The following is a 22,524-nucleotide window of genomic DNA, read 5'->3' on the forward strand; positions in this document are numbered from 1 at the left end:
GCGTAAAGGCTGTGCACGGACATGCCCAGGCGCTGGGCGACCTCGGCGACAGGTTTGCCTTTTTCGGTCACTTGCTTGACCGCTTCGATCTTGAATTCTTCGGGGTAACGCTGACGACTCATGGCACCTCCTATTTGGGCCTCATTATGAGGCTCGGAGGTGTCTAGGAAGCCAGGGGCGATTCAGAGCACTACAAACTGACGTGCGGATACGCAGCGAACCAGTGGCCTTGGTCGCTGCGTGGTTGCATGGAGGAGAGGACTTAGTTCAAAGGATAGACAGCGGATAACTCACAATCACCCGGTGTTCATCGAACTCATTGCTGCTGAAGTTCCGGCGCAAGGTGGAACTGCGCCACCTGACGGTCAGGTCTCGCAAGTTGCCGCTCTGGAGGGTATAGGCCAGTTCGCTTTCGCGGCCCCATTCCTTGCCATCGCGCACGTTGCCAATGTGCACATTGTCGCCGCTGATGTAGCGGGTCATGAACTGTAGCCCCGGTAGGCCATCGACTACGAAGTTGTGGTCGTAGCGCACCTGCCAGGAGCGTTCGTGGGCGTTGTCGTAGCTGGAGTTATAGCTGTCGTTGGCCAGGCTGGTGCCGGCCGTGCCGTTGACCCGCATCCAGCCGGTATCGCCGCTCACTCGCTGCAGGCCGAGGTACAGGGTATGGCCACCGGTACGCGCCGAGAGCAGCAGCGAGGTGGTGCGGTTGTCCATCTTGCCTGACAGTGAGCGGCCGCTGTCCTCGCCGACGAAATAGCCGAGGTTGGCACCCAGCGTCCAGTTGCCGATGGCCTGGCTGTGGATCAGATTGTAGTACTGCTGGCGGTAGATGTCTTGCAGGTCCGTATGCCAGGCTGCGAGCTGGGTGGCCTTATCGTTGAACAGGTACTCGGCGCCCAGGATATCCAGGCGGTCCGATGTGGCGCTGGGTCGGCCGGACATGAACAGGTCGTCCATGCTGGCGTCGTTGCGCGGGCTATTGCCGCGAAAGCGTGCGCCGTAAAGCGTGAGGTTGTCGATTTCACGCGAGGTGAGCTGGGCGCCCTGGAAGGTCTGGGGCAGCGAGCGGCCGTCGTCTGAGCGCAGCACCGGCAGCATCGGCGACCACTCGCCAATCTTCAGCTCGGTGGCCGAAACGCGTGCCTTCAGTGCAACGCCGAGGCGGCCGAAGTCATCCGCCGGGCGGCCGTCATCGTGCACCGGCAGCAACTGGGTACCGGCAGTGCCGCGACCGCCGTCGAGCTTTACCGAATACAGCCCCAGCACATCCACGCCAAAGCCGACCACGCCCTGGGTAAAGCCGGAGCGGGCGTCGAGGATGAAGCTTTGCGTCCATTCTTCGGCCATGCCTTGGGTGTGGGCCGGGTCGACGAAATTACGGTTGATGTAGAAGTTGCGCAGGGTCAGGCCGACGTTGGCATCTTCGCTAAAGCCTTCGGCCAGGGCGCTGCCGGCACTGAGCAACAGGCAGGCGCCAGCCGCCATCATGCGGCAAGGGGGGCAAAGGATATTCATTGTTGTTGTTCCTTTATTGCAGGCGAATGAAACCACGCAGCCCCTGTGGCTGCGTGGTGGAGCAGGAGAAGGTCAGGTCAGACGAACAAAGCGACGATGGCCGGCACGCTGAGCACGGCCGTGTAGTAGCCCATGAACTGCACGCCGATGTTGAAGCCGATAAAGCGGTACAGGAAGCCACCCAGCAGACCGACCGTGAGTATCACCAGCAGTCCCAGCAAGCCGCCTTCCCACAGGCCGATCACCAAAATCAGGCCGACGAAGGTGGCGATCACCGCCTCGTGGCTGATGCGCCGCGAAACAAACGAGGCGGCGCGGTGGGCGAAATTCATCGAGAATGGGTAAGCGATAAGAATGGCGATCACCACTGCGAGCATGCCGAAAGCAAGGAACTCGCCGGCGCTGAGCAGGTTGTGCAGATTGTTCACCTGGCCGCTGGCGGCATCCACGGTAAAGCGTGGCGGGGCGTTGAACAGCGGCGCGGCCGGGCCGGCAGCCACGGGGCTGAGCGGCAGGCCGAAGGCGATCAGCGGGATCAATGCCTCGGCAATGTAGGTGGACTCGGTGACCCCGTTGCGCACGCTGATCACCGAGGTAAGGCGATGATAGGCGTGCTTGATGCGCGAACCGACTACTTCACCGAGGATCACCGTCATTGCCACCGGGCTGAATACGAAGGTGGCGCTCGACACGGTAGCGGTGGCCAGGGTCCAGCCGGCCTGGCGGCGGTCCAGCACCTTCAGCGGGTTGGGGAACCAGCCGCCCCAGCTCTTGACGTCTGGCGACAGGGCAAAGGTGCGCGGCACACTGCGCTTTATCCGAGCCCGCTCTGCCGGGGCGAGCATGGCGAACAGGGCGGCGATCAGCGGGCCGATAGCGATGCCCAGGAAGTAGCTGACACTGAGCTTGACGCCGTGTTGGGTGGTCAGGGTCTGCAAAGCAATGATCACCAGCACGAACGGCAGCAGCGCCAGCACCGAGGCCCAGCGGCCGGCCGAGAAGTAGGCAATGATGGTGGCGGCTGCGAGGAATACCCAAGGCGCGGCCTGCTTGATCGCATCGCCGAACGGCGCCAGCAGTACGGCGAACAGAACCGCCAGCGGTAGGGCCACCAGGGCGGCGATGACCGCGCCGGAGATCATCTTGCGCAGGGCAATATGCGGCACGCCAAGGTTGCGCAGGAAGTTGGCCTCGCGCATCAGTGGCGTGGCCATGGTGTCGCCGGGGATGCCGAGCAACGCTGTGGGCACCGCATGGGTCATGTGCTTGGCCACCGCGCCGGCAAGGAAGAAGGTGAACACCCCGGCAGCGGGCACACCCAGCAGCACCACCAGCAAGGTCAGCGGTGCCAGCGTGGTGGTTTCGTCGCTGCCGGAAATCAGGCCGATGGCCGAGAACACCACAGCGCCGATTACCCCCATCAGTACGGCGATCAGTACCTGGTCGAACAAGGCGTCCATCAGGCGGTCCCTCGCTTCAGGGTTGCAGTGCTTGAGCAGGCCACGGCTGGGCTGGCAGGTTCGGCTTCGGCGAACAAGCGCTCCAGGCCCAGTTCGCGCAGCTCGTTGCGCACTTCTTGCGGCAGATCGCTGAGCTGGCCGATACCGCCGTATTCATCTCGCAGTTCTTCAATCACCTGCTGGCGCCAGGCCGGGTCGGCGACGTGTTCGACCACATGGCGCTTGGGTTTGAACAAGCAGGCACTGACCCCGCCACCCAACAGCGAGCCGAGAATGCCCAGCAGCATGGCGTAGGCACGGGCCATCTGGCTGGACTGGACCCAGCCGGTCAGCAGGTGCTCGGCGAGAAAGAACGTGCCCAGGCTGCAGGCGGCGCCGATGGCGATGGCGGCGATCAGGTGGCGGCTGTCCACGGTGTCGCCCCACACTTCATAGAGGTTGTCGTAAGCCTGGTTCACCTCCGGTGCGCGGGGGTGCAGGCGGCATTCAAGGGTCATTGGCATTCTCCTGCCTTTGCGGGCACGTTGTTATTATTCGGGTGCTACAAGTACTACAGGTGTTGTTCGCCGGCGCTCCTTGCCGCCATTGCAAGGCCGGCGCGGGAGCGGTTGGCGATGCCCAGTTCGGCACTGATACGCACGCCAACCCGGGCCACCGCCTGCAGGTCGACACCTGTGCTGTAGCCCAGGCCGTGTAATAGGTACAGCAGCTCTTCGGTGGCCACGTTGCCGCTAGCACCGGGCGAGTAGGGGCAGCCGCCAAGGCCGGCAACCGAGCTGTCGAAGGTGCGTACACCTTGCGCTAGTGCGGCGTGGACATTGGCGATGGCCATGCCCCAGGTATCGTGAAAGTGGCCGGCCAGCGCGGTCACCGGCACTTGCCGGGCGCAGTGTTCGATCAGTTGCGCGGTCGCGTCCGGTCTGCCGGCGCCGATGGTGTCACCCAGACTGATTTCGTAGCAGCCCAGTTCATACAAGCGGCGTGCGACCGCCGCCACGACCTCTGGCGCCACCGCGCCACTGAATGGGCAACCGAGCACGCAGGATACATAACCGCGCACGCGGACAGAGGCTTGTTTGGCGGCTTGCAATACCGGGGCGAAGCGCTCGAAGCTTTCATCGATGGAGCAATTGATGTTATTGCGCGAAAACGCCTCGGAGGCGGCCGCGAACACCGCCACCTCGCGGCAGCCGGCCCGCTGCGCGGCCTGGAAGCCTTGCAGGTTGGGGACCAGGGCTGTGTAGTTGACCTCGTCGTCGGCGGGCAACTGGCGCAACACCTCGTCGCTGCCGGCCATTTGTGGCACCCAGCGCGGCGACACGAAGGCACCGGCCTCGATATGCTGCAGGCCGCTGGCCGCCAGCGCGTCGATCAGCGCCACGCGCGTGGCCACCGACAACCGCTGGCGCTCGTTCTGCAGGCCGTCGCGCGGGCCGACTTCAAACACTTTTACCGCTTGCGCCGGAGCCATGGTCATTGGCCGCGCTTTTGTTTCAGCAGCGCAACGGCACGGTCGGCACGGACATCGTGATTTTCTACCAGTTGCCGGACAACCCAATCCACTTCATCACCGCGGGCACCCGCCAACACCGCGATATTGCGCGCGTGCAGGGCCATGTGCCCGCGCTGGATACCTTCTGTGGCCAGGGCGCGCATGGCCCCAAGGTTCTGCGCCAAGCCTACGGCCACGGCAATCTCCGCCAGCTGCTGGGCGGTGCTGACTTGCAGGATGCGCAGCGACAGTTGTGCCAATGGGTGAGTCTTGGTCGCACCACCGACCAGACCGACCGGCATCGGCATTTCCAGGGTGCCGACCAGGTGGCCGTTGCTGTCCTTTTCCCAAGTGGTCAGCGAACCGTAGCGGCCGCTGCGGCAGGCAAACGCGTGGGCGCCGGCTTCCACAGCACGCCAGTCGTTGCCCGTAGCGACGATCAGCGGGTCGATGCCGTTCATGATGCCCTTGTTGTGGGTGGCCGCGCGATACGGGTCGATGGCCGCGAGGGCGTAGGCGTCGAGGATGCCTTCGATTACCGCCTCGCCACTGAAATCGTCGGTCTTCAGCTGCTGCGGGGTGATTCGCACCTGGGCCCGGGCCAGGCGCAGGTCGGCCAGGTTGGACAGAATACGCAGGCGTACCTGGCCACCGGTAATAGCCTCCATCAACGGCGCCACGGCTTCGGCCATGGTGTTGACGGTGTTGGCGCCCATGGCGTCGCACACATCGACGATCAGGTGCGCGACCAGCATCGGGCCGCGTGGCGATTCGGCGAAGGTGTGCACTTCGAGGTCGCGGCAGCCGCCGCCCAGGCTGTTGAGCAACTGGTCCTTGCGGTTGGCCAGCTCGATGATTTCGCCCTTGCGGCGTAGCAGGCTCAGGCGCGCATTGAGCGGGTCGTGGACGCCGACAATCTGTACCTGGGCACGCATCAGCGGGGCGCTGCTGGAGGTAACGAAGCCGCCATTGGCGCGGGCCAGCTTGGCCATGTACGAGGCTGCAGCGACAATCGAGGGCTCTTCGACCACCAGCGGCACCAGCACATCACAGCCGTTGACTTGGAAATTGCTGGCCACGGCATAGGGCAGCTCGAAGGTGCCGATGACATTTTCGATCATGCCGTTGGCGATGTCTATCGGCAGGGCACCGGCGTTGGCCAGCAGGTTGACGTCGTCGGGGTTCAGACCGAGCAACTGGCCAATGTGGTCCAGACGTGCGGCGGGGGATAGGTTACGGAAGGCGGGCAGGCGGGAATCGAGGCTCATGAAGGCTCCGTTGGTGTCATTGTTATTGGGCGGCGCCTTGAGCGCGGCGCTGGCGTGGTGCTTAATGTGCAACCACTGTGCCCTTTGTTGAAGGTACAGTTTTGCCCAACAGTACCCAGTCTGTACCCAATGCAGCCAAGGAACCCGCCGATGACCCGTGTCACCCTTGCCCAACAGGTTGCCGATGCGGTCGAGCAGCAGATCCGCAGCGGCGTGCTCAAGGTTGGCGACCGCCTGCCATCGCTACGTGAATACGTGCGCTTGCACGGGCATTCGAAGAACACGGTGATCACCGCCTACGAGATCCTTGCATCCAAGGGGCTGGTGGAGGCGCGCCACGGCCAGGGCTTTTTCGTTGAGGCACAGGCACAGGCTGCCGAAGTGGATGAAACGCGGCCCTATACCCGGGCCATGGACACCATCTGGATGATGCGTCAGCAGTTTGTTCGCGAGCCCGGGTTGGCGCCGCTGGGCGAGGGCTTTGCGCCAGTGGCCTGGCTGCAGGACATGCGCCTCGACAAATTTACCCGGCAGGCGATGCGCAGCGGCGCCGGCAACCTGTTCCGCTATGGCAACCGGCTGGGTAACCCGGGGCTGCGCCAGAGCCTGGTGCGCAAGCTGGCCAGCTACGCCATCAATGCCACGCCCCGGCAGATTGTGACTACCCACGGCTCCAACCATGCGCTGGACCTGATCATCCGCCGCTTCGTGGTGCCGGGAGATGCAGTGTTGGTGGAAAACCCGGGTTACTACCCGCTGTTCGGTAAGTTGCAGTTACATGGCGCACGGTTGCTTAGCGTGCCGCGCCTGGCGGACGGCCCGGACATGGACGTATTGGAAGCTATGCTGCGTGTCGAACGGCCCAAGCTGTTCTTCATCCAGTCGGTGTGTCACAACCCCACCGGCTCGGATATCTCCCCGGCCAAGGCCCACCGTCTGCTGCAACTGGCCGAGCGGAACAACCTGCTGCTGGTCGAGGACGATGCGCTGGCCGACTTCAAGCCCAGCTCGGCGCTGAAGGTGGCGGCGCTCGACCAGCTGCGCCGCTCGCTATACATCGGCAGCTTCTCCAAGTCGGTGTCGGCGGCCTTGCGCGTGGGCTATATCGCCGGCAGCAAGGAGGCCATCGACGAGCTGGCTGACCTGCAGATGATGCTGCACACCAGTTGCTCTGAACTGTGCGAGCGCACGGCGGATGTGATCCTCAGCGAAGGGCACTTCCTGCGCCACCTGATGCGCCTGCAGGACCGGGTGCGGGAGGCCACCGCAGGCGGGTTGCGGGTGCTGGATGAGCTCGGCGCCGAGGTGTTCTGCCGGCCGGAACAGAGCTTGTACTTGTGGGCGCGTTTTCCGGGTATCGATGATACCGCCGTGTTGACCCGTGAAGTGCAGGGCAGGGGCGTGATGCTGGCGCCGGGGGCGATTTTCCAGACCAACCAGAAAGCCGTGACCGCGTGGACCCGGTTGAATGTGGCCTATCTTCAGGAGGCGGTATTCATTCAGTGTTTGCGAGAGACGATAAGCGTCCGGGTAGGAGATTAGCGTCGCAGGAGCTTTGTCCGTGCTGGGGAAGTCCTACCGTGGCCAATCCGCTTGTTTACCGTCAAGAATGAGTTCAGTGTCAAGGCTATCCCTAATTCAGGGATACACTTCGAATGAATGCCGCTGCTCAGCATCTGGCTGGCGACCGCGTGCCGGCAGGTTTTGGTCCGCGCTGGTGCACGCCTGCTTTTTCCAGGTGCGTGATCCACCATCCGTGTCGCAGCTCGTCCGATGCGCGCTACGGCTCGTTTGTGGCGGTGTTGTGGAAGACGAACCGCACGTGCTGTTCGCGCACGGTCCGATTGTCTCGATCGATAACCTCGATCAGTTCCGCCGGCAGATTCATGGTGAACTGCACTTGCGCCTATAGAGCACGCAGAGCTGGGGCAAGCAGCTTGACCTTGCGTGTCGAGCGCCGGGTCTTGGTCGCCTTGTACTGGCCAGCCACCGTGGCCGCGGGATCTCGACGGTATCAGCGGACAGGTTTACATCCTCCCAGGCCAACAGACAAAGCGTGCCGCACAGGTAATGCTCGGTTAAGCAGGGTGTGACGTGTGATCGCGGTGCGAAGCCGAGCCGCTCCGGTTAGGATGTCGTCCTCTGTTTACCGAGACACGGACCTACCCTATGAATACGCCTGTTTTCCGCCTCGCCACGCCTTCGGATGTGGACCGCTGCTATCACATCGAAACCACTGCCTACGAAGGTGACGAAGCGGCCACGCGGGAGAAGATTGCCACGCGCATCGCCCAGTACCCGGAGGGCTTTCTGGTGTTAGAGCAGGATGGCCAGGTGGTGGGTTTCATCAACAGTGGCTGTGCTTACGAAGTGGTGATGTCCGATGAGGCGTTCAAGGAGCTGGTTGGGCACGATGCCCTGGCGCCAAACGTGGTGATCATGTCGGTGGTGGTCGATCCGGCGTTTCAGGGGCGCGGTTACGCCGGGCAACTGATGACGCGCTTCATCGAGCAGATGCGCGAACGCGGCAAGAAGACCATTCACCTGATGTGCAAGGACCAGCATGTAGGGTTGTACGAAAAGATGGGATACCAGTACGTGAAACCTTCCAGTTCCGATCACGGTGGCATGGCCTGGCATGAAATGGTCATGAGCCTCTGAGCGGCTGCCAGGACTGATTCTTCTGAAGCCAGGGAGCGGCATATGAAATACGTGGTGATCGAAAGCCATCGCAGTGAATACCCTCGACCCATCCGCTTCGCCCGAGGGACGTTGTTGCAGATCGGGCAACGTTACGAGGGTGAGGAAGACTGGCAGGACTGGTACCTGTGCAGTTGTGAGGGGCACGAGCCAGGCTGGGTGCCGGGGCAGTTGATCGAGTGCCTGGGTGTCGGCCAGGGGCGGGCACTGGAGTCGTATTCGGCCCATGAGCTGGACGTCGATCCTGGGCACGAGGTGGTGGGGCTGCGGCGCTTGAACGGCTGGCTCTGGTGTCGGCGACAGCGCAACGGTGAACTGGGGTGGTTGCCGCAGGAGAAGTTGCGACGGCTGGACTGAAAGGCCCATCTGATATGCTTTTTTTACGGCAACCTGAATCTGTAACCGTATCAGCCAAGGCCTGACAATGCCCCTCAAGCCCAGCCGTACGAAGCGGTATGCGCCGGGCAAGCGCAGCTGCACCGCATCCCTGGCGGGCAGCTCTGCCGTTCAGTCCCCACTTTGTCGAGGTTCCAATGGGCAAGCTTGCGTTGTTCCTGGGTGGTTTCCTGATGCTGACGATCCTGATCGGCTTGCTGGGTACCATCCCACCGGGCTAATTATCCCGTCCAACTTCCCCGAGCCCGTCTACCTGTGAGACGGGCTCGATGCGTTTTACCTCCTGCCACGCCGCTCATCGACTGTCTGTCGGCTTCTTCTTGATATTTATTCTCACTTGATAACCGCTCGTGTAATCTCCCGCGGCCGTTTTCGGCCCCCGAGCGCGGGGCGTCTGGAGTTTTTGGGCTTGACGGCAGCCCACCTGCCTCGGAGTCGTACATGGAAAGCAAGAAGGGCACTGCAGCGATGCTGGAGTGGCGGGAGAGGTTCGTCGGCACCGGTATCGCCAGCGAACGGGATTACGAGCAGGCACTGGTCTGTGCCGAGCAACTCGAGCGTGCCGGGGCGATCAACGTTGGCGAGTGGATCGAATTGGTCAGGCTAGCGAATGCTGCACTATTGCGTGTGCGATAAGTCGTTAACTGGGCTCGGAATTCTGTCCACAAAAAACGTGGGTAGGTCTGTGGATAAAACGCTACAAGCCAGTAACGAAGCGGCCTTTGTTAAATTGAGCAGAATTTGTACAGTGCTGTCTGGGGGTCAGGGACGCGCGCGTCGTAGCGCCTGCAGCAGTTCACGTACCCGAGCCGGTTGTTCGCCAGGCGGGTAGAGCGCATGCATCTGCGGATCCTGGCCGCTGCTGGAGGTCAGGTGATACGCCGGGCATACCCGCAGCAAGCGCCCGGCCTGCACTTGCGGCTCGCCCAGCCAGTCGGCGAGACGGGCGATGCCGGCACCGGCCAGCGCGCTCTGGTACACCGCAGTGCCTGCAGACAGGCGCAGGCGCGGACGTGGTCGCAGGCTGGTGATCTGGCCGTCGCGGTAGAAATGCCAAGCCTTGAGTATGCGGGGAGCGGTGTGCAGGATCAGTGCATGGCCGCCCAACTCCTCGGGTTCCAGTGGCAAGCCGTGTTGCTGCAGGTACGCCGGGCTAGCGTACAGGTGGCGGCGGTAGTTCCACAGTGGATAGCCGATCAGTTCGCTCGACTGGGGAAAGGCACCGCGCACCACGAAATCGAACTTGCCTTGCACCGGGTCGAGGGCCTGATCGCCGAACTGCACGTCCAGGGTGACCTGGGGGTGACGTTGGGAGAATTCGGCGAGCACCGCCGGCAGTACCTTCTGGGCCAGCAGCTCGGGCACTGCGAAGCGGATCCAGCCCTGTGCCGAACCGCTCAGCGCCGCCAGCTCATCGGCCGCATCACGTTGCACCTCCAGCAAGCGCTGTGCGTGGGGCAGCAAGTGCTCACCGGCTTCGGTCAAGGTCACGGCGTTGGCACTGCGATTGAGCAGGCGGGTGCCAGCGTTGTCCTCGAGCGCCTGCACTGCGCGGGTTACGGCGCTGGGTGAGCGCCCCAGGGCGCGGGCGGCGGCAACGAAGCTGCGCTTGTGGGCGACGCTGACGAAAGCCTGTATTTCGCGCAGCATATCCAATGCCATGGCGGGTTCCTCATTGCGGTTTGTGCAATATGGCATTTCAACACAGGTGCGGCCGTTTGATTAGGCTTTGGGCACGCTTTCCCTGCCTGGAACTTCTCAAATGACGGATATCGTCCTGTTGTCCCTGTTCGCGTTCGCTGCCGGATTGATCGATGCTGCGGTCGGCGGTGGCGGGCTGATTCAGATTCCTGCGCTGTTCAATGTGCTGCCCGGTGCTCAACCGGCGGCGCTGTTGGGCACCAACAAGTTCGCGTCGGTGTGCGGCACGGCCTTCGCCGCGCGCTCGTTCATTCGCAAGGTCAGACTCGACTGGGGGCTGATCGTGCCGGCGATGGCCAGTGCCTTTGTCATGTCGTTCGCAGGGGCCGCGACCGTGTCGTTGGTGCCTCCCAGCGTGATGCGCCCGGCGGTGCTGGTGCTGATCGTGTTGATGGCGATCTACACCTTCTGCAAGAAAGATTTCGGGGCCTTGCACACGCCGACGCGAATCGGCCGCAAGGAGCAGTGCCTGGCGGTACTGATCGGCGGTGCCATTGGTTTCTATGACGGTCTGTTCGGCCCTGGAACGGGCAGCTTCCTGATCTTCCTGTTCATCCGCTTTTTCGCCCTGGATTTTCTCCACGCCTCGGCGTCGGCCAAGCTGGTGAACATCGCCACCAATCTGGCCGCACTGGTGTTCTTCATTCCCTCGGGTAACGTGCTGTGGGCCATTGCATTGCCGATGGCGGTGTTCAACATCCTGGGGGCTCTGACGGGCACCTGGTTGGCGGTACGCAAAGGGGCAGGGTTCGTGCGGGGCCTGTTCCTGGTACTGCTGTGCGTGCTGATCGCCAAGCTTTCCTGGGACCTGATCGGCTGACTCAGACCACCTGGCGCTGGGCCTGCTCGACACGATTGCGGCCATGGGCCTTGGCGCGATACAGCGCCTGGTCGGCATCGGCGAGCAAGGCATCAAGGTCGGCTGTCGGCTGGCTGTCGTTGCAGCCACTGACACCGATGCTCACGGTGATCCGCAGCTGCGTCTCACCCTGCACCATCTGCAGGTCCTGCACGGCGCGGCGCAGACGCTCGGCAGTGAACGCAGCCTGTTCGGGCGCGAGCCCCGGAACGACGATGACGAATTCCTCGCCACCCAGGCGAGCGAACAGTTCGCCGTCGTGCAATTGTTCCTGCAACGCACTGGCACATTGGCGCAGGACGTGGTCGCCGACCGCGTGGCCATGGCGGTCATTGATCGCCTTGAAGTAATCGATATCGAGCATCATCAAGGTCAGCGGCAGCGCCTGGGCATGCTGCTGCCGGCCTTCCAGCAGGGCGTTGGCCTGGCGGGTGAAGGCGCTGCGGGTCAGGGCGCCGGTCAGGTGATCGATGGTCGCCTGGTGCGCCAGGCGCGACAGCAGGGCGCGGTTGGCATTGCTGACACAGGCCACTACCAGCGGCCCGAGCACCAGCATGGCGATGCCCAGGCGAGCCGACATCAGTGCCGTGACGCCCGGCTCACTCTGCGGCACGCTGAAATGCATCAGGTTCTGGGCCACGGCAACGATGAGGGTGCTGCCTGCTGTCAGCGTCAGCAGCGAGAGCAGAAAAGGGGAATAGCTCAGGGCGCACCACAGCAGCGCAGAAATGGGGAAGGCGATTGCGCCAGGGCCGCCGAAAACGATACTGAGCACCAGCGAAGCCAGCAGCACCAGCAAGGGTGCCAGTCGCACAGGCTGTCCTCCGCTGCGCAGTAGTGCCGGTAGCGACGGCGCGGTGAGCATGATTGGCAACACGAGTACGCTGGTGGAGAACTGTTCGCTGAACCAGGCCAGCCAGGTGGTGCGCAATGACTGATCGAACCAGGGGGCGGCCATGACGCATGCGAGGCTTGCAGCCACCACGGCCCCTGCGGCACAGGCAGCGAATACGCGGAGCACGCCATGGGGTGTACGCAGTCGCCGATGGGGGCGGGGCAAGTGCGCCAGCAGACGCCAGAGGGTGACGATCGCACCGACGTTGCACAGGTTGAACCACAGGGCGGGGCGCCACTCGCTGCCACAGATCAGGTCGGCACTGACCATCGCCAGGTACATCAGGGCGATGCCCAGGATGCTGCCCTGGCGGGGGTGGCGCAGCAGCATCCCGGCCAACACGGCATTGACCGGCCAGAACAGCGACAGGGACTCGATCGGTCGGGCCAGGATACCGCCCAGCGTCAGGGCGAAGGTCAGACCGAACAGGATCAAGGGAGGCAGCAGGCGCGACTGGGCTGAAAACACCATGGGCTCGACCGACAAGCGCAAACGTAATCCAGGACGACTGCAGCTAACACCTGGGACAGATAGATCGCAGTGTGGTTCAGGAAGCGAATTGATGTCAATTGGATATTAATTTGCGCCGATCCTCCCGGATATTTCACGTTTGCTACAGGTAAACATCCTGGTCACTGCAATCCGAAGAACCAGGGCACCATCACCACAGTCACCACCATCACCAGCAGGGTGAAGGGCACACCGACCTTGACGAAATCGGCGAAGCGGTACTGGCCAGGGCCGAGCACCAGGGTGTTGACCGGTGAGGACACCGGCGTCATGAATGCTGCCGAGGCGGCCAGGGCCACGGTCATGGCGAAGGGATACGGCGACATGCCCAGTTGCTGCGCCGTGCTGATCGCAACCGGGGCCATGAGTACTGCCGTTGCCGTGTTGGAGATGAACAGCCCGATCACGGCGGTGAGGGCGAACAGGCAGGCAAGGATGGCCTGCGGGCCGGCACCGCCGAGCAGGCCGACCAGCCCGGTCACGGCCAGGTCGATACCGCCGGTCTTCTGCAGCGCCAGGGCGAAGGGCAGCATGCCGACGATCAGTACCAGGCTTTGCCAATGGATCGCGCGGTAGGCGCTGTTCATGTCGATACAGCGCCCGGCGCCCATCAACAGGCAGCCGATCAGCGCAGCGAGGACATTGGGTACCAGGCCGCTGACCATCAGCCCGACCATCACCGCCAGGCTCAGCAGGGCTTGGGGAGCACGGGTGCGGGCAGGGGCGACCTGATCGATTTCGGCTGGCAGGCTCAGCACCAGAAAGTCGCGCGGCTGGCTTTGCAACTGGCGCACGGCTTTCCAGGGGCCGATGACCAGCAGGGTGTCGCCCAGGCGCAGTTTCTCCTCCACCAGTTGTGCTTCGACGGCGCTCTGCTCGCGGCGCAGGCCGACCACATTGAGGCCGTAGCGGCTGCGAAAGGCCAGCTCCAGGATAGTCTTGCCGATCAGTTGCGAGCCGGGCGGCAGCGAGACCTCAGCCATGCCCACTTCCTGCGATTGATCGATGAAGTAGGCGGCCTTGAAGTGCAGGGGTTCCAGTTGCATGGTCTGGCACAGGCTGCGCAGGTCGTCGCGATTGGCGAACAGGTCGAGCAGCAGCACATCGCCCTGTTGCAGCAGGGTGCCGGAGTCGGCGGCGATCACCCGGGTGGTGAATTTGTGCTGGCGCTCGATGCCGACCACATTGGCGCCATGGCGGGTACGCAACTCGAGCTCGCCTAGGGTATGGCCGATCAGTGGCGAATGTGGGCGGATGCGCAGCCGCCGCTCGCGACCGCTGAGTTTGTAGTCCAGTACCAGGTCGAGCAGGGTGCGGCGGCTTTCGCTACGACCGTCCTTGCGCACTTCGCCGTTGAGCCAGTGGCGGGTCAGCAGCATGTAGCCCACCCCCAGGACCAGTATCACCAGGCCGAACGGGGTGAAGCTGAAGAAATTGAAGCCTTCCAGCCCGTGGCGCACCAGCTCGCTGTGCACCACCACGTTCGGTGGCGTCGCCACCAGGCTGAGCATGCCGCTGATCAGGCCGGCGAAGCTCAGCGGCATCATCAGGCGGCTCGGTGAGCACTTGAGGCGCGCGGCGATGCTGAGCACCACCGGGATGAAGATCGCCACCACCCCAGTCGAACTCATGACCGAGCCAAGCCCGGCGACCGCGACCATCAACAGCACCAGCAAGCGGGCCTCGCTGTTGCCAGCGCGCTCGCTCATCCAGTCGCCGATGCGGTAGGCGATACCGGTGCGCACCAGGCCTTCGCCGATCACGAACAATGCGGCGATGAGCACCACGTTGGGATCGCTGAAGCCGGCCAAGGCCTGTTCGACGGTGAGGATGCCGGACAGCGGCAGAAACAGGATCACCAGCAGCGCAACCACATCCATGCGGGGGCGATTGAGGATGAACAGGGTGACGACGATGGCGAGCAGGCCGAGGACCAGGAGCAGGTCTGAAGACATGGGGCAGGGTGATCCTTCACGGGTTGGGGCTGGGGAGAACAGTAGCAGGCCAGGCGGGCGACGTCGTTGATGTACTGCAGGATTCGGGCGAGGGGCGCAAAGCGTGCTCGGTTGTGGTCACAAACAACAGAGCGAACCCAAGCCTCAATCCAAGGAGCTCCAATGCCCGCGCACATCGAAGACTATGCCCTGCTTGGCAACTGCCGCAGCGCAGCCCTGGTCAGCCGCGATGGTTCGATCGACTGGTTGTGCCTGCCCCGTTTCGACGCCCCTGCGGTGTTCGCCGCGTTGCTCGGCAATGAAGAGAATGGTCGCTGGCGCCTGGCGCCCAGCGACTCGGTGGAGCAGTGCAGTCGGCAGTACCTGGGCGATACCCTGGTCCTGGAAACCACCTGGACCACTGCCAGTGGTCGTGCCCGGGTACTCGACTGCATGCCCCTGGGTGAACCAAACGCCGTGCTGCGTATCGTCGAAGGCCTCTCGGGAGAAACCCGATTCGAACTCGATCTGGTGCTGCGCTTCGACTATGGCCGCAGTGTCCCCTGGGTGGAGCGGCTCGATCCACTGACCCTCAGTGCCGTTGCCGGCCCCGACCGCCTGATCCTGCGCAGCACGGTCGGGCTGCATGCGATGGACCATCACAGCGTCTGCCGTTTTCATGTGGGCGCAGGCGAGCGCCATGTGTTCGCCTTGCGTCATCAACCCTCGCACCTGCCCGACACACCGGATTTCGACGCCGATCAGGCGCTGGCCGACACCCTGGCGCACTGGCAGGACTTCGCTGCACGCTGCCCTGACTTAGGGTCGCACAGTGCCCAGGTGCGTCGCTCGCTGTTGACCCTCAAGGCGCTCACCTATGCGCCCACCGGCGGGATCGTCGCTGCGGCCACCACTTCGTTGCCCGAGCGCATCGGGGGTGAACGCAATTGGGACTATCGCTATTGCTGGTTGCGGGACGCCACCATGACCCTGCTGGCGTTCATGAACCTGGGGTATTTCGATGAGGCGCAGGCCTGGCGCGAATGGTTGCTGCGCTCGGTGGCCGGCAACCCGGAGCAGATGCAGATCATGTATGGCCTGGCAGGCGAGCGCGACCTGGGCGAGTTCACCTTGCCCTGGCTGGCCGGCTATGAACGCTCGAGCCCGGTGCGCATCGGCAACGCCGCCTCCGGGCAGCGCCAGCTGGATATCTATGGTGAGGTGGCCGATGCCATGGCCCAGGCGATCAAGGGCGGGCTGCCTCGTCACCCTCGCAGTGCCGCAATCGCCCGGCTGATCATGCCGTATGTGGAGCGCATCTGGCGCGAGCCCGACGAAGGTATCTGGGAGGTGCGTGGCGGTCGTCAGCAGTTCGTGCATTCGAAGGTGATGGCCTGGGTTGCGTTTGACCGCACGGCGAGGCTGGCTGAAACCACCGAGGAGGATCGCGAGCGGGGGCGGCACTATCGTCAGGTGGCCGAGCAGATTCACCGAGAGGTGTGCGAGCAAGGGCTGGATGCTGGTGGGCAGTACTTCGTGCAGGCCTATGGTTCAGACGAGCTCGACGCCAGTCTTCTGCACATTGCCCTGACCGGTTTTCTGCCGGCGGAGGATCCGCGTTTCTTGCGGACACTGGAACAGATCGAACGTCGCCTGCTGAAAAATGGTTTGTTGCTGCGTTACGACAGCGACAGTTGCAGCGATGGCCTGACGCCGGGGGAGGGGACTTTCCTGGTGTGTTCGTTCTGGCTGGCTGATGTGTATGTGCTGTTGGGGCGCCAGGAACAGGCGCAGGCGTTGTATGACCGCCTGACCGGGCTGTGCAATGACGTGGGCTTGCTGGCCGAGCAGTACGATCCGCTCGGCCAGCGGATGCTGGGGAATTTTCCGCAGGCGTTCAGCCACATCGGCATCATCAATACCGCGTTGAACCTGCACCGAGCTCAGTGCCCGGCGTGGGACCGTGCCCGTTGTGGTTGAAGGCGCTGGCCGGTTTTGCCGGTGCCAGAAACAAGACACCCCGCCGAGGCGGGGTGTCTTGATGCAGCGCAGAACGAATCAGCCTACCAGGTGCAGGCCAGCCTGCTGAACCAGTTCCAGCAACGGCTGCGGGTAGACACCCAGCACGAAGGCCAGGATCGCAACGGCCAGCAGCATCACGCCACCGGTACGCTGTTCCCACTTCAGCGGAGCATCGTGACGACGCAGGTTCGGTTCTACCAGGTACAGGGTCACCATGACCCGCAGGTAGTAGTACACGCCGATGGCGCTACCGATCACCAGTGCACCGACCAGCCACCACAGGTGCGACTCGACGCCAGTGGCGATGATGTAGAACTTGCCGATGAAGCCTGCGGTCAGCGGGATACCGGCCAGCGACAGCATCATCACGGTCAGTACCGCGGTCAGGTACGGACGGCGCCAGAACAGGCCGCGGTACTCGTACAGCGCGTCGGCGTCACGGCCGGCGTACGGCGAGGACATCAGGGTGATCACGCCGAAGGCGCCCAGGCTGGTGATCACGTAGGTGACCAGGTACACGCCCATGGCCTCCAGTGCCAGGCCCTTGCTCGCCACCAGGGCGATGACCAGGTAACCGAAGTGGGCGATGGACGAGTAACCCAGCAGACGCTTGAGGTTGCTCTGGGTCAGCGCCAGCAGGTTACCGACCAGGATCGAGGCGACGGCGATCACCGCCAGTACGGTGCTCAGCACGCCACTGCTGGCGGCAGGGGAGAGCATGAACAGGCGCACGACCACGGCGAACACCGCAACCTTGCTGGCGGTAGCCAGGAAGGCGGCGACCGGTGCCGGAGCACCTTCGTACACGTCCGGAGTCCACAAGTGGAAAGGCACGAGCGACAGCTTGAAGGCCAGGCCCACCAGCATCATGCCCAGGCCCAGCTGTGCCAGCAGGCTTGGCATGCTGGTGGCGGCCAGGGCCTTGCCCAACTGGTCGAAGGTCAGGGCGCCGGCATCGGCGTAGAGCAGGGCCATGCCGAACAGCAGGAAGGCCGAACCTGCAGCCGAAAGCACCATGTACTTGATGCCGGCTTCCAGCGAACGCTTGTTGAAGAACGCATAGGCTACCAGGCCGTAGACCGGCACCGACAGCAGCTCCAGGCCGATGAACAGGCCCGCCAGGTGGTTGGCGCTGACCAGCACCAGGCCACCGAGCGCCGACATCAGCAGCAGCAGGTAGAGTTCTTCACGGTTGCCTGGGAAGCCCTTGGAGCCTTCGCCCAGGTAGGCGTGGGCAAGGGTGACGCAGGCCAGGGTGGCCACCAGGATGATCGCCATGTACAGGCAGGCGAACTTGTCGATGGTCACCAGCGAGGTGACCGCCAGCGGTGCGACTTTCAGTGCCGGCAGGATCGACAGCAGGGCCAGGTTCAGGCCCACGGTGGACAGCAGGAAGGTCTGCGAGTGGTTGCGCTTCCAGGCGATCGCCAGCATCACCACCACCGTGGTGATGGTGGTGATCAGCATCGGCGCCAATGCGATGAAGTGTTGAGTGGTGAATTCCATAGCGCTCTTACCGGGCCGAAGCGAGTTGAGTGAAAGCGGAACCGAGCCACTGCTGCACACCGCTCATGGTGGCGGCAGAGGTGTCGAGGAACGGCTGCGGGTAGACGCCCAGCACGATCAGCAGCACCGCCAGGCCCAGCACCATGATCAGTTCGCGTCCGTCCATGCCGGCCAGCACGGTGTCGGCCTTGGCCGGACCGAAGTAGGCGCGGTGGATCATGATCAGCGAGTAGACCGAACCGAACACGAGGCCGGTGGTGGCGATCACGGTGATCCAAGGCACGTGGGCGAAGCTGCCGATCAGAATCAGAAACTCGCCGACGAAGTTGCCGGTGCCCGGAAGGCCCAGCGACGCGGCGGCGAAGAACAGGCTGATGGCTGGCAGATACGCGATGCGGTGCCACAGGCCACCCATCTGGCGCATGTCACGGGTGTGCAGACGCTCGTACAGCTGGCCGGACAGGATGAACAGCGCCGCAGCCGACAGGCCGTGGGCCAGCATCTGGATCACCGCGCCCTGCAGGGCTTGCTGGCTGCCGGAATAGATACCGATCAGCACGAAGCCCATGTGCGAGACGCTGGAGAAGGCGATCAGGCGCTTGATGTCGGTTTGTGCGAAGGCCAGGAAGGCACCGTAGAAGATACCGATCAGGCCCAGGGTCATGGCGATCGGCGCGAACTCGGCCGAGGCGTTCGGGAACAGCGGCAGGGCGAAGCGCAGCAGGCCGTAGGCCGCAGTCTTCAGCAGGATGCCGGCGAGGTCGACGGAACCTGCAGTCGGCGCCTGGGCGTGGGCGTCAGGCAGCCAGGAGTGGAACGGAACCACTGGCAGCTTGACCGCGAAGGCGATGAAGAAGCCCAGCATCAGCAGGTATTCGACACCTGGCGGCAGCTGTGCCTTGAGCAGGTCGCTGTAGTTGAAGGTGATCACCCCGGTGGCGTTGTAGTTGACCAGCACCAGGCCAAGGATCGCCACCAGCATGATCAGGCCGCTGGCCTGGGTGAAGATGAAGAACTTGGTCGCCGCGTAGATCCGGGTCTTCTTGCCATCTGCCGAGCTGTGACCCCAGAGCGCGATGAGGAAGTACATCGGCACCAGCATCATTTCCCAGAAGAAGAAGAACAGGAACAGGTCCAGCGCCAGGAACACACCGACCACGCCGCCGAGGATCCACATCAGGTTGAGGTGGAAGAAGCCGACGTGACGCTGGATCTCTTTCCACGAGCACAGCACCGAGAGCACACCGAGCAGGCCGGTGAGCAGGATCATCAGCAGCGACAGGCCGTCCAGGGCCAGGTGGATGCTGATGCCGAAGCGCTGGATCCACTGGACTTTGTATTCCACAGCCCAGGCAGGTTCGGCGCCCGGAGCGGGGGCGAGGGTGTAGTCACCGGTGCCCCACAGCCACAGGCCGATACCGAGCAGCAGGGACATGGTCAGCAGCGCGATCCAGCGTGGCAGGGTGGCGCCGAAGCGCTCACCCAGCCAGCACAGAAAGCCGCCGATGAAGGGGATCAGGATCAGCCAAGGCAGAATCATGACGGGTTCGTTTCCTTTCGCAGAGTCGCAAGGTTCGCGAGGTTCGCAATATTCATGGTCATACCGCGGCCACTACCACGGCGCCGAGCACGAGCACGGCACCTACGGCGATAGAGGCGGTGTACCAGCGCAGCTGACCGGTCTCGGTCTTGCTCATGGCGACGTGGCCGCCGCGAGCCATGCGAGGAATCAGGCCGATACCGCGGTCAACCGGGTCCTTGCGCAGGATGTGGCTGATCAGCAGGTAAGGTTTGACGAACAGCTTGTCGTAGATCCAGTCGAAGCCCCAGGCGGCGAACCACCAGGCCGACAGGACGCGACCGATGCTGCTGTTGGCGATCGCGGTGACCAGGCGACGCTTGCCCAGGAACAGCACTGCAGCGAGCAGGATACCGGCGATGGCGATGGCGCCCGAGGCGATCTCCAGCGAATGCTTGGCTTCGCCACCGGCGTGGCCGGCGCTTTCAGGCAGCACGCCTGCCAGCGGAGGGTGGATCCAGGCGCCGACGAAGGTCGACAGCACGATCAGCACGCCCAGCGGCAGCCAGTGGCTGATGCCGTGGCCAGCGTGGGCCTCGGTCTTCGCTTCGCCGTGGAAGGCGATGAAGATCAGGCGGAAGGTGTACAGCGAGGTCATGAACGCACCGACCAGGCCTGCGTAGAGCAGGTTGGTGTTGCCGCTGGCGAAGGCTTCCCAGAGGATCTCGTCCTTGGAGTAGAAGCCGACGGTCAGGATCGGCAGGGCGGCCAGGGCAGCACCACCGACCACGAAGCTGGCGTAGGCCAGTGGCAGTTTCTTCCAAAGGCCGCCCATCTTGAAGATGTTCTGCTCATGGTGGCAGGCAACGATCACCGCACCGGAGGCAAGGAACAGCAGGGCTTTGAAGAAGGCGTGGGTCATCAGGTGGAAGATCGCCGCATCCCATGCGCCAACGCCCAGGGCGAGGAACATGTAGCCGATCTGGCTCATGGTGGAGTAGGCGAGGATACGCTTGATGTCGGTCTGTACGAGTGCGGCGAAACCGGCCAGTACCAGGGTGATGCCACCCACTACGCCAACCAGGTGCAGGATGTCCGGCGCCAGGGTGAACAGGCCGTGGGTACGGGCGATCAGGTAGACGCCTGCGGTGACCATGGTCGCGGCGTGGATCAGTGCCGAAACCGGGGTCGGGCCAGCCATCGCGTCGGCCAGCCAGGTCTGCAGCGGCAGCTGGGCCGATTTACCGACCGCACCACCGAGCAGCATCAGGGTGGCCAGCACCATCCAGGTGTCGCCCGCCTGGAATTTCTGCGGTGCCAGCACCAGCAGTTCCTGGACGTTCAGCGTGCCCAGCTGGGCGAACAGGATGAACAGGCCGATGGCCATGAACACGTCACCGATACGGGTGACGATGAAGGCCTTCAGTGCCGCGTTACCGTTGTTGCGGTTGCTGTAGTAGAAACCGATCAACAGGTAAGAGCACAGGCCCACACCTTCCCAGCCGAAGTAGATGAACAGCAGGTTATCGCCCAGGATCAGGAACAGCATGCTGGCGATGAACAGGTTGGTGTACGAGAAGAAGCGCGAGTAACCGGCTTCGCCACGCATGTACCAGGAAGCGAACAGGTGGATCAGGAAGCCTACGCCGGTGACCACGCCGAGCATGGTGACCGACAGGCCGTCCAGGTACAGGGTGAAGTTCGGCGCGAAGCCGTCCACCGACATCCACTGCCACAGCAGTTGGCTGTACGCACCGCCCTCAGGCGGGGCGACGTTGAACTGCCAGATCACGTAGGCGGCGGTCGCGGCCGAGAGGCCGACCGAACCGACACCGATCAGGGCGGACAGGTTCTCCGAGAACCGCCCGCGCGAGAACGACAGCAGCAGGAAGCCGATCAGGGGAAAGACGAAAGTCAGGAAGAGAAGGTTCATCCGCGCATCTCACTGGCAGCATCGATGTCGAGAGTGTGGAAGCGGCGATACAGCTGCAGCAGGATTGCCAGGCCAATGCTGGCCTCGGCGGCTGCCAGGCTGATCACCAGAATGAACATCACCTGACCGTCGGGTTGGACCCAACGGGCACCGGCGACGATGAACGCCAGGGCTGCGGCGTTCATCATGACTTCCAGGCTCATGAGTACGAAGAGGATGTTGCGGCGGACCATCAGGCCGACCAGACCTAAGCAGAACAGGATGCCGGCGACCGCCAGACCATGCTCGAGAGGGATAGCACCCATGATTTACTCCTTCGCCTCGTTGCGGCCCAGGTGGAAGGCGGTGACGGCCGCAGCCAGCAGCAGCATCGAGGCCAGTTCGACCACCAGCAGGTAGGGGCCGAACAGGCTGATGCCGACGGCCTTGGCGTCAACCGTGGTACCGCTGATGGCAGCGCCGCTCGGATTGGCGAACAGCACGTACAGCAGTTCCAGCAGCAGCAGGGCGGCGAGGATCACCGGCCCTGCCCAGATGCCCGGCTTGAGCCAGCCACGTTCCTGGGCGACCGAGGCCGGCCCCAGGTTGAGCATCATCACCACGAAGACGAACAGCACCATGATGGCGCCAGCGTAGGCGATCACTTCCAGGGCGCCGGCGAACGGCGCACCCAGGGAGAAGAAGATCATCGCCACGGAGATCAGCGAAATGATCAGGTAGAGCAGGGCGTGCACGGGGTTTGTGCCGGTCACCACCCGAAGGGTGGAGACCACGGCGATCCCGGATGCGAAGTAGAAAGCGAATTCCATCT

20 protein-coding genes are annotated in these 22,524 nt (G+C 63.5%); 6 read left to right on the forward strand and 14 right to left on the reverse strand.

The genetic code is table 11. From position 1 onward, the window contains the following. The 6 genes from ACPZMI_RS20020 to ACPZMI_RS20045 all read right to left on the reverse strand — a co-directional run. A partial coding sequence (locus ACPZMI_RS20020) for a transposase (protein ID WP_426352931.1) occupies positions 1-122 on the reverse strand: 122 nt, incomplete at its 3' end. 145 nt (positions 123-267) lie between these two features. Next, entirely contained in the window at positions 268-1,491 is a 1,224-nt protein-coding gene (locus ACPZMI_RS20025) for an OprD family porin (protein WP_411384462.1), read from the reverse strand. A gap of 104 nt (positions 1,492-1,595) precedes the next feature. Beyond that, a complete protein-coding gene (locus tag ACPZMI_RS20030) occupies positions 1,596-2,978 on the reverse strand; it encodes a tripartite tricarboxylate transporter permease (RefSeq protein ID WP_186669814.1) in 1,383 nt (460 codons plus the stop codon). Continuing rightward, positions 2,978-3,475 (reverse strand): hypothetical protein, encoded by a 498-nt coding sequence (locus ACPZMI_RS20035; protein WP_186669812.1) that lies wholly within the window; start codon positions 3,473-3,475, stop codon positions 2,978-2,980. Before ACPZMI_RS20035 ends, ACPZMI_RS20030 begins: the two co-directional genes overlap by 1 nt. A gap of 53 nt (positions 3,476-3,528) precedes the next feature. After that, entirely contained in the window at positions 3,529-4,449 is a 921-nt protein-coding gene (locus ACPZMI_RS20040) for a hydroxymethylglutaryl-CoA lyase (RefSeq protein WP_202885243.1), read from the reverse strand. Positions 4,450-4,451: 2 nt separating this feature from the next. After that, positions 4,452-5,738, reverse strand: coding sequence for a hydroxymethylglutaryl-CoA reductase, degradative (locus ACPZMI_RS20045; RefSeq protein WP_186669808.1), 1,287 nt, complete (start codon positions 5,736-5,738; stop codon positions 4,452-4,454). 150 nt (positions 5,739-5,888) lie between these two features. Between ACPZMI_RS20045 and ACPZMI_RS20050 the strand changes: the two genes are divergently transcribed. From ACPZMI_RS20050 to ACPZMI_RS20065, 4 genes are all read left to right on the forward strand, one after another. Then, the gene (locus ACPZMI_RS20050; RefSeq protein WP_411384203.1) at positions 5,889-7,280 is read left to right on the forward strand and encodes an aminotransferase-like domain-containing protein; all 1,392 of its coding nucleotides are present in this window, start codon (positions 5,889-5,891) and stop codon (positions 7,278-7,280) included. Positions 7,281-7,907: 627 nt separating this feature from the next. After that, entirely contained in the window at positions 7,908-8,399 is a 492-nt protein-coding gene (locus tag ACPZMI_RS20055) for a GNAT family N-acetyltransferase (RefSeq protein WP_426352907.1), read from the forward strand. Positions 8,400-8,441: 42 nt separating this feature from the next. After that, on the forward strand, positions 8,442-8,795 hold the full coding sequence (locus ACPZMI_RS20060) for an SH3 domain-containing protein (protein WP_186669802.1): 354 nt from the start codon (positions 8,442-8,444) through the stop codon (positions 8,793-8,795). Between the two features lie 480 nt (positions 8,796-9,275). Next, a complete protein-coding gene (locus ACPZMI_RS20065) occupies positions 9,276-9,470 on the forward strand; it encodes a hypothetical protein (RefSeq protein ID WP_186669800.1) in 195 nt (64 codons plus the stop codon). Positions 9,471-9,596: 126 nt separating this feature from the next. Here the strand turns inward: ACPZMI_RS20065 and ACPZMI_RS20070 are convergent, their stop codons facing one another. Next, the gene (locus ACPZMI_RS20070; RefSeq protein WP_186669798.1) at positions 9,597-10,496 is read right to left on the reverse strand and encodes a LysR family transcriptional regulator; all 900 of its coding nucleotides are present in this window, start codon (positions 10,494-10,496) and stop codon (positions 9,597-9,599) included. Between the two features lie 100 nt (positions 10,497-10,596). On the opposite strand from ACPZMI_RS20070, the gene ACPZMI_RS20075 reads away from it, so the two are divergent. After that, a complete protein-coding gene (locus ACPZMI_RS20075) occupies positions 10,597-11,355 on the forward strand; it encodes a sulfite exporter TauE/SafE family protein (RefSeq protein ID WP_186669796.1) in 759 nt (252 codons plus the stop codon). A gap of 1 nt (position 11,356) precedes the next feature. On the opposite strand, the gene ACPZMI_RS20080 is transcribed toward ACPZMI_RS20075, so the two are convergent. Both ACPZMI_RS20080 and ACPZMI_RS20085 read right to left on the reverse strand, forming a co-directional pair. After that, positions 11,357-12,775, reverse strand: coding sequence for a GGDEF domain-containing protein (locus tag ACPZMI_RS20080; protein ID WP_186708672.1), 1,419 nt, complete (start codon positions 12,773-12,775; stop codon positions 11,357-11,359). Positions 12,776-12,921: 146 nt separating this feature from the next. Next, positions 12,922-14,754, reverse strand: coding sequence for an SLC13 family permease (locus tag ACPZMI_RS20085; RefSeq protein WP_411384205.1), 1,833 nt, complete (start codon positions 14,752-14,754; stop codon positions 12,922-12,924). A gap of 162 nt (positions 14,755-14,916) precedes the next feature. Between ACPZMI_RS20085 and ACPZMI_RS20090 the strand changes: the two genes are divergently transcribed. Then, a complete protein-coding gene (locus ACPZMI_RS20090) occupies positions 14,917-16,713 on the forward strand; it encodes a glycoside hydrolase family 15 protein (RefSeq protein ID WP_426352908.1) in 1,797 nt (598 codons plus the stop codon). A gap of 78 nt (positions 16,714-16,791) precedes the next feature. Here ACPZMI_RS20090 and nuoN read toward each other — a convergent pair whose 3' ends face one another. Genes nuoN through nuoJ form a run of 5 tightly spaced genes read right to left on the reverse strand, consistent with a single transcriptional unit; the run spans position 16,792 to position 22,522 of the window. After that, positions 16,792-18,261 carry an NADH-quinone oxidoreductase subunit NuoN gene (gene nuoN, locus ACPZMI_RS20095; protein WP_054892697.1) on the reverse strand — a complete coding sequence of 490 codons (1,470 nt, stop codon included), beginning with the start codon at positions 18,259-18,261 and terminating at the stop codon, positions 16,792-16,794. Positions 18,262-18,268: 7 nt separating this feature from the next. Then, positions 18,269-19,801, reverse strand: coding sequence for an NADH-quinone oxidoreductase subunit M (gene nuoM / locus ACPZMI_RS20100; RefSeq protein WP_054892698.1), 1,533 nt, complete (start codon positions 19,799-19,801; stop codon positions 18,269-18,271). Positions 19,802-19,859: 58 nt separating this feature from the next. Then, positions 19,860-21,713: an NADH-quinone oxidoreductase subunit L gene (nuoL, locus tag ACPZMI_RS20105; RefSeq protein WP_054892699.1), complete on the reverse strand. Its 1,854-nt coding sequence runs from the start codon at positions 21,711-21,713 to the stop codon at positions 19,860-19,862. Next, positions 21,710-22,018, reverse strand: coding sequence for an NADH-quinone oxidoreductase subunit NuoK (gene nuoK, locus ACPZMI_RS20110; protein ID WP_023631349.1), 309 nt, complete (start codon positions 22,016-22,018; stop codon positions 21,710-21,712). Before nuoK ends, nuoL begins: the two co-directional genes overlap by 4 nt. Before the next feature lie 3 nt (positions 22,019-22,021). Continuing rightward, a complete protein-coding gene (gene nuoJ, locus ACPZMI_RS20115) occupies positions 22,022-22,522 on the reverse strand; it encodes an NADH-quinone oxidoreductase subunit J (protein ID WP_054892700.1) in 501 nt (166 codons plus the stop codon). Positions 22,523-22,524: the final 2 nt, after the last annotated feature.

The sequence above is a fragment of the Pseudomonas wayambapalatensis genome (genome assembly GCF_049942315.1).
Classification (GTDB): domain Bacteria; phylum Pseudomonadota; class Gammaproteobacteria; order Pseudomonadales; family Pseudomonadaceae; genus Aquipseudomonas; species Aquipseudomonas wayambapalatensis.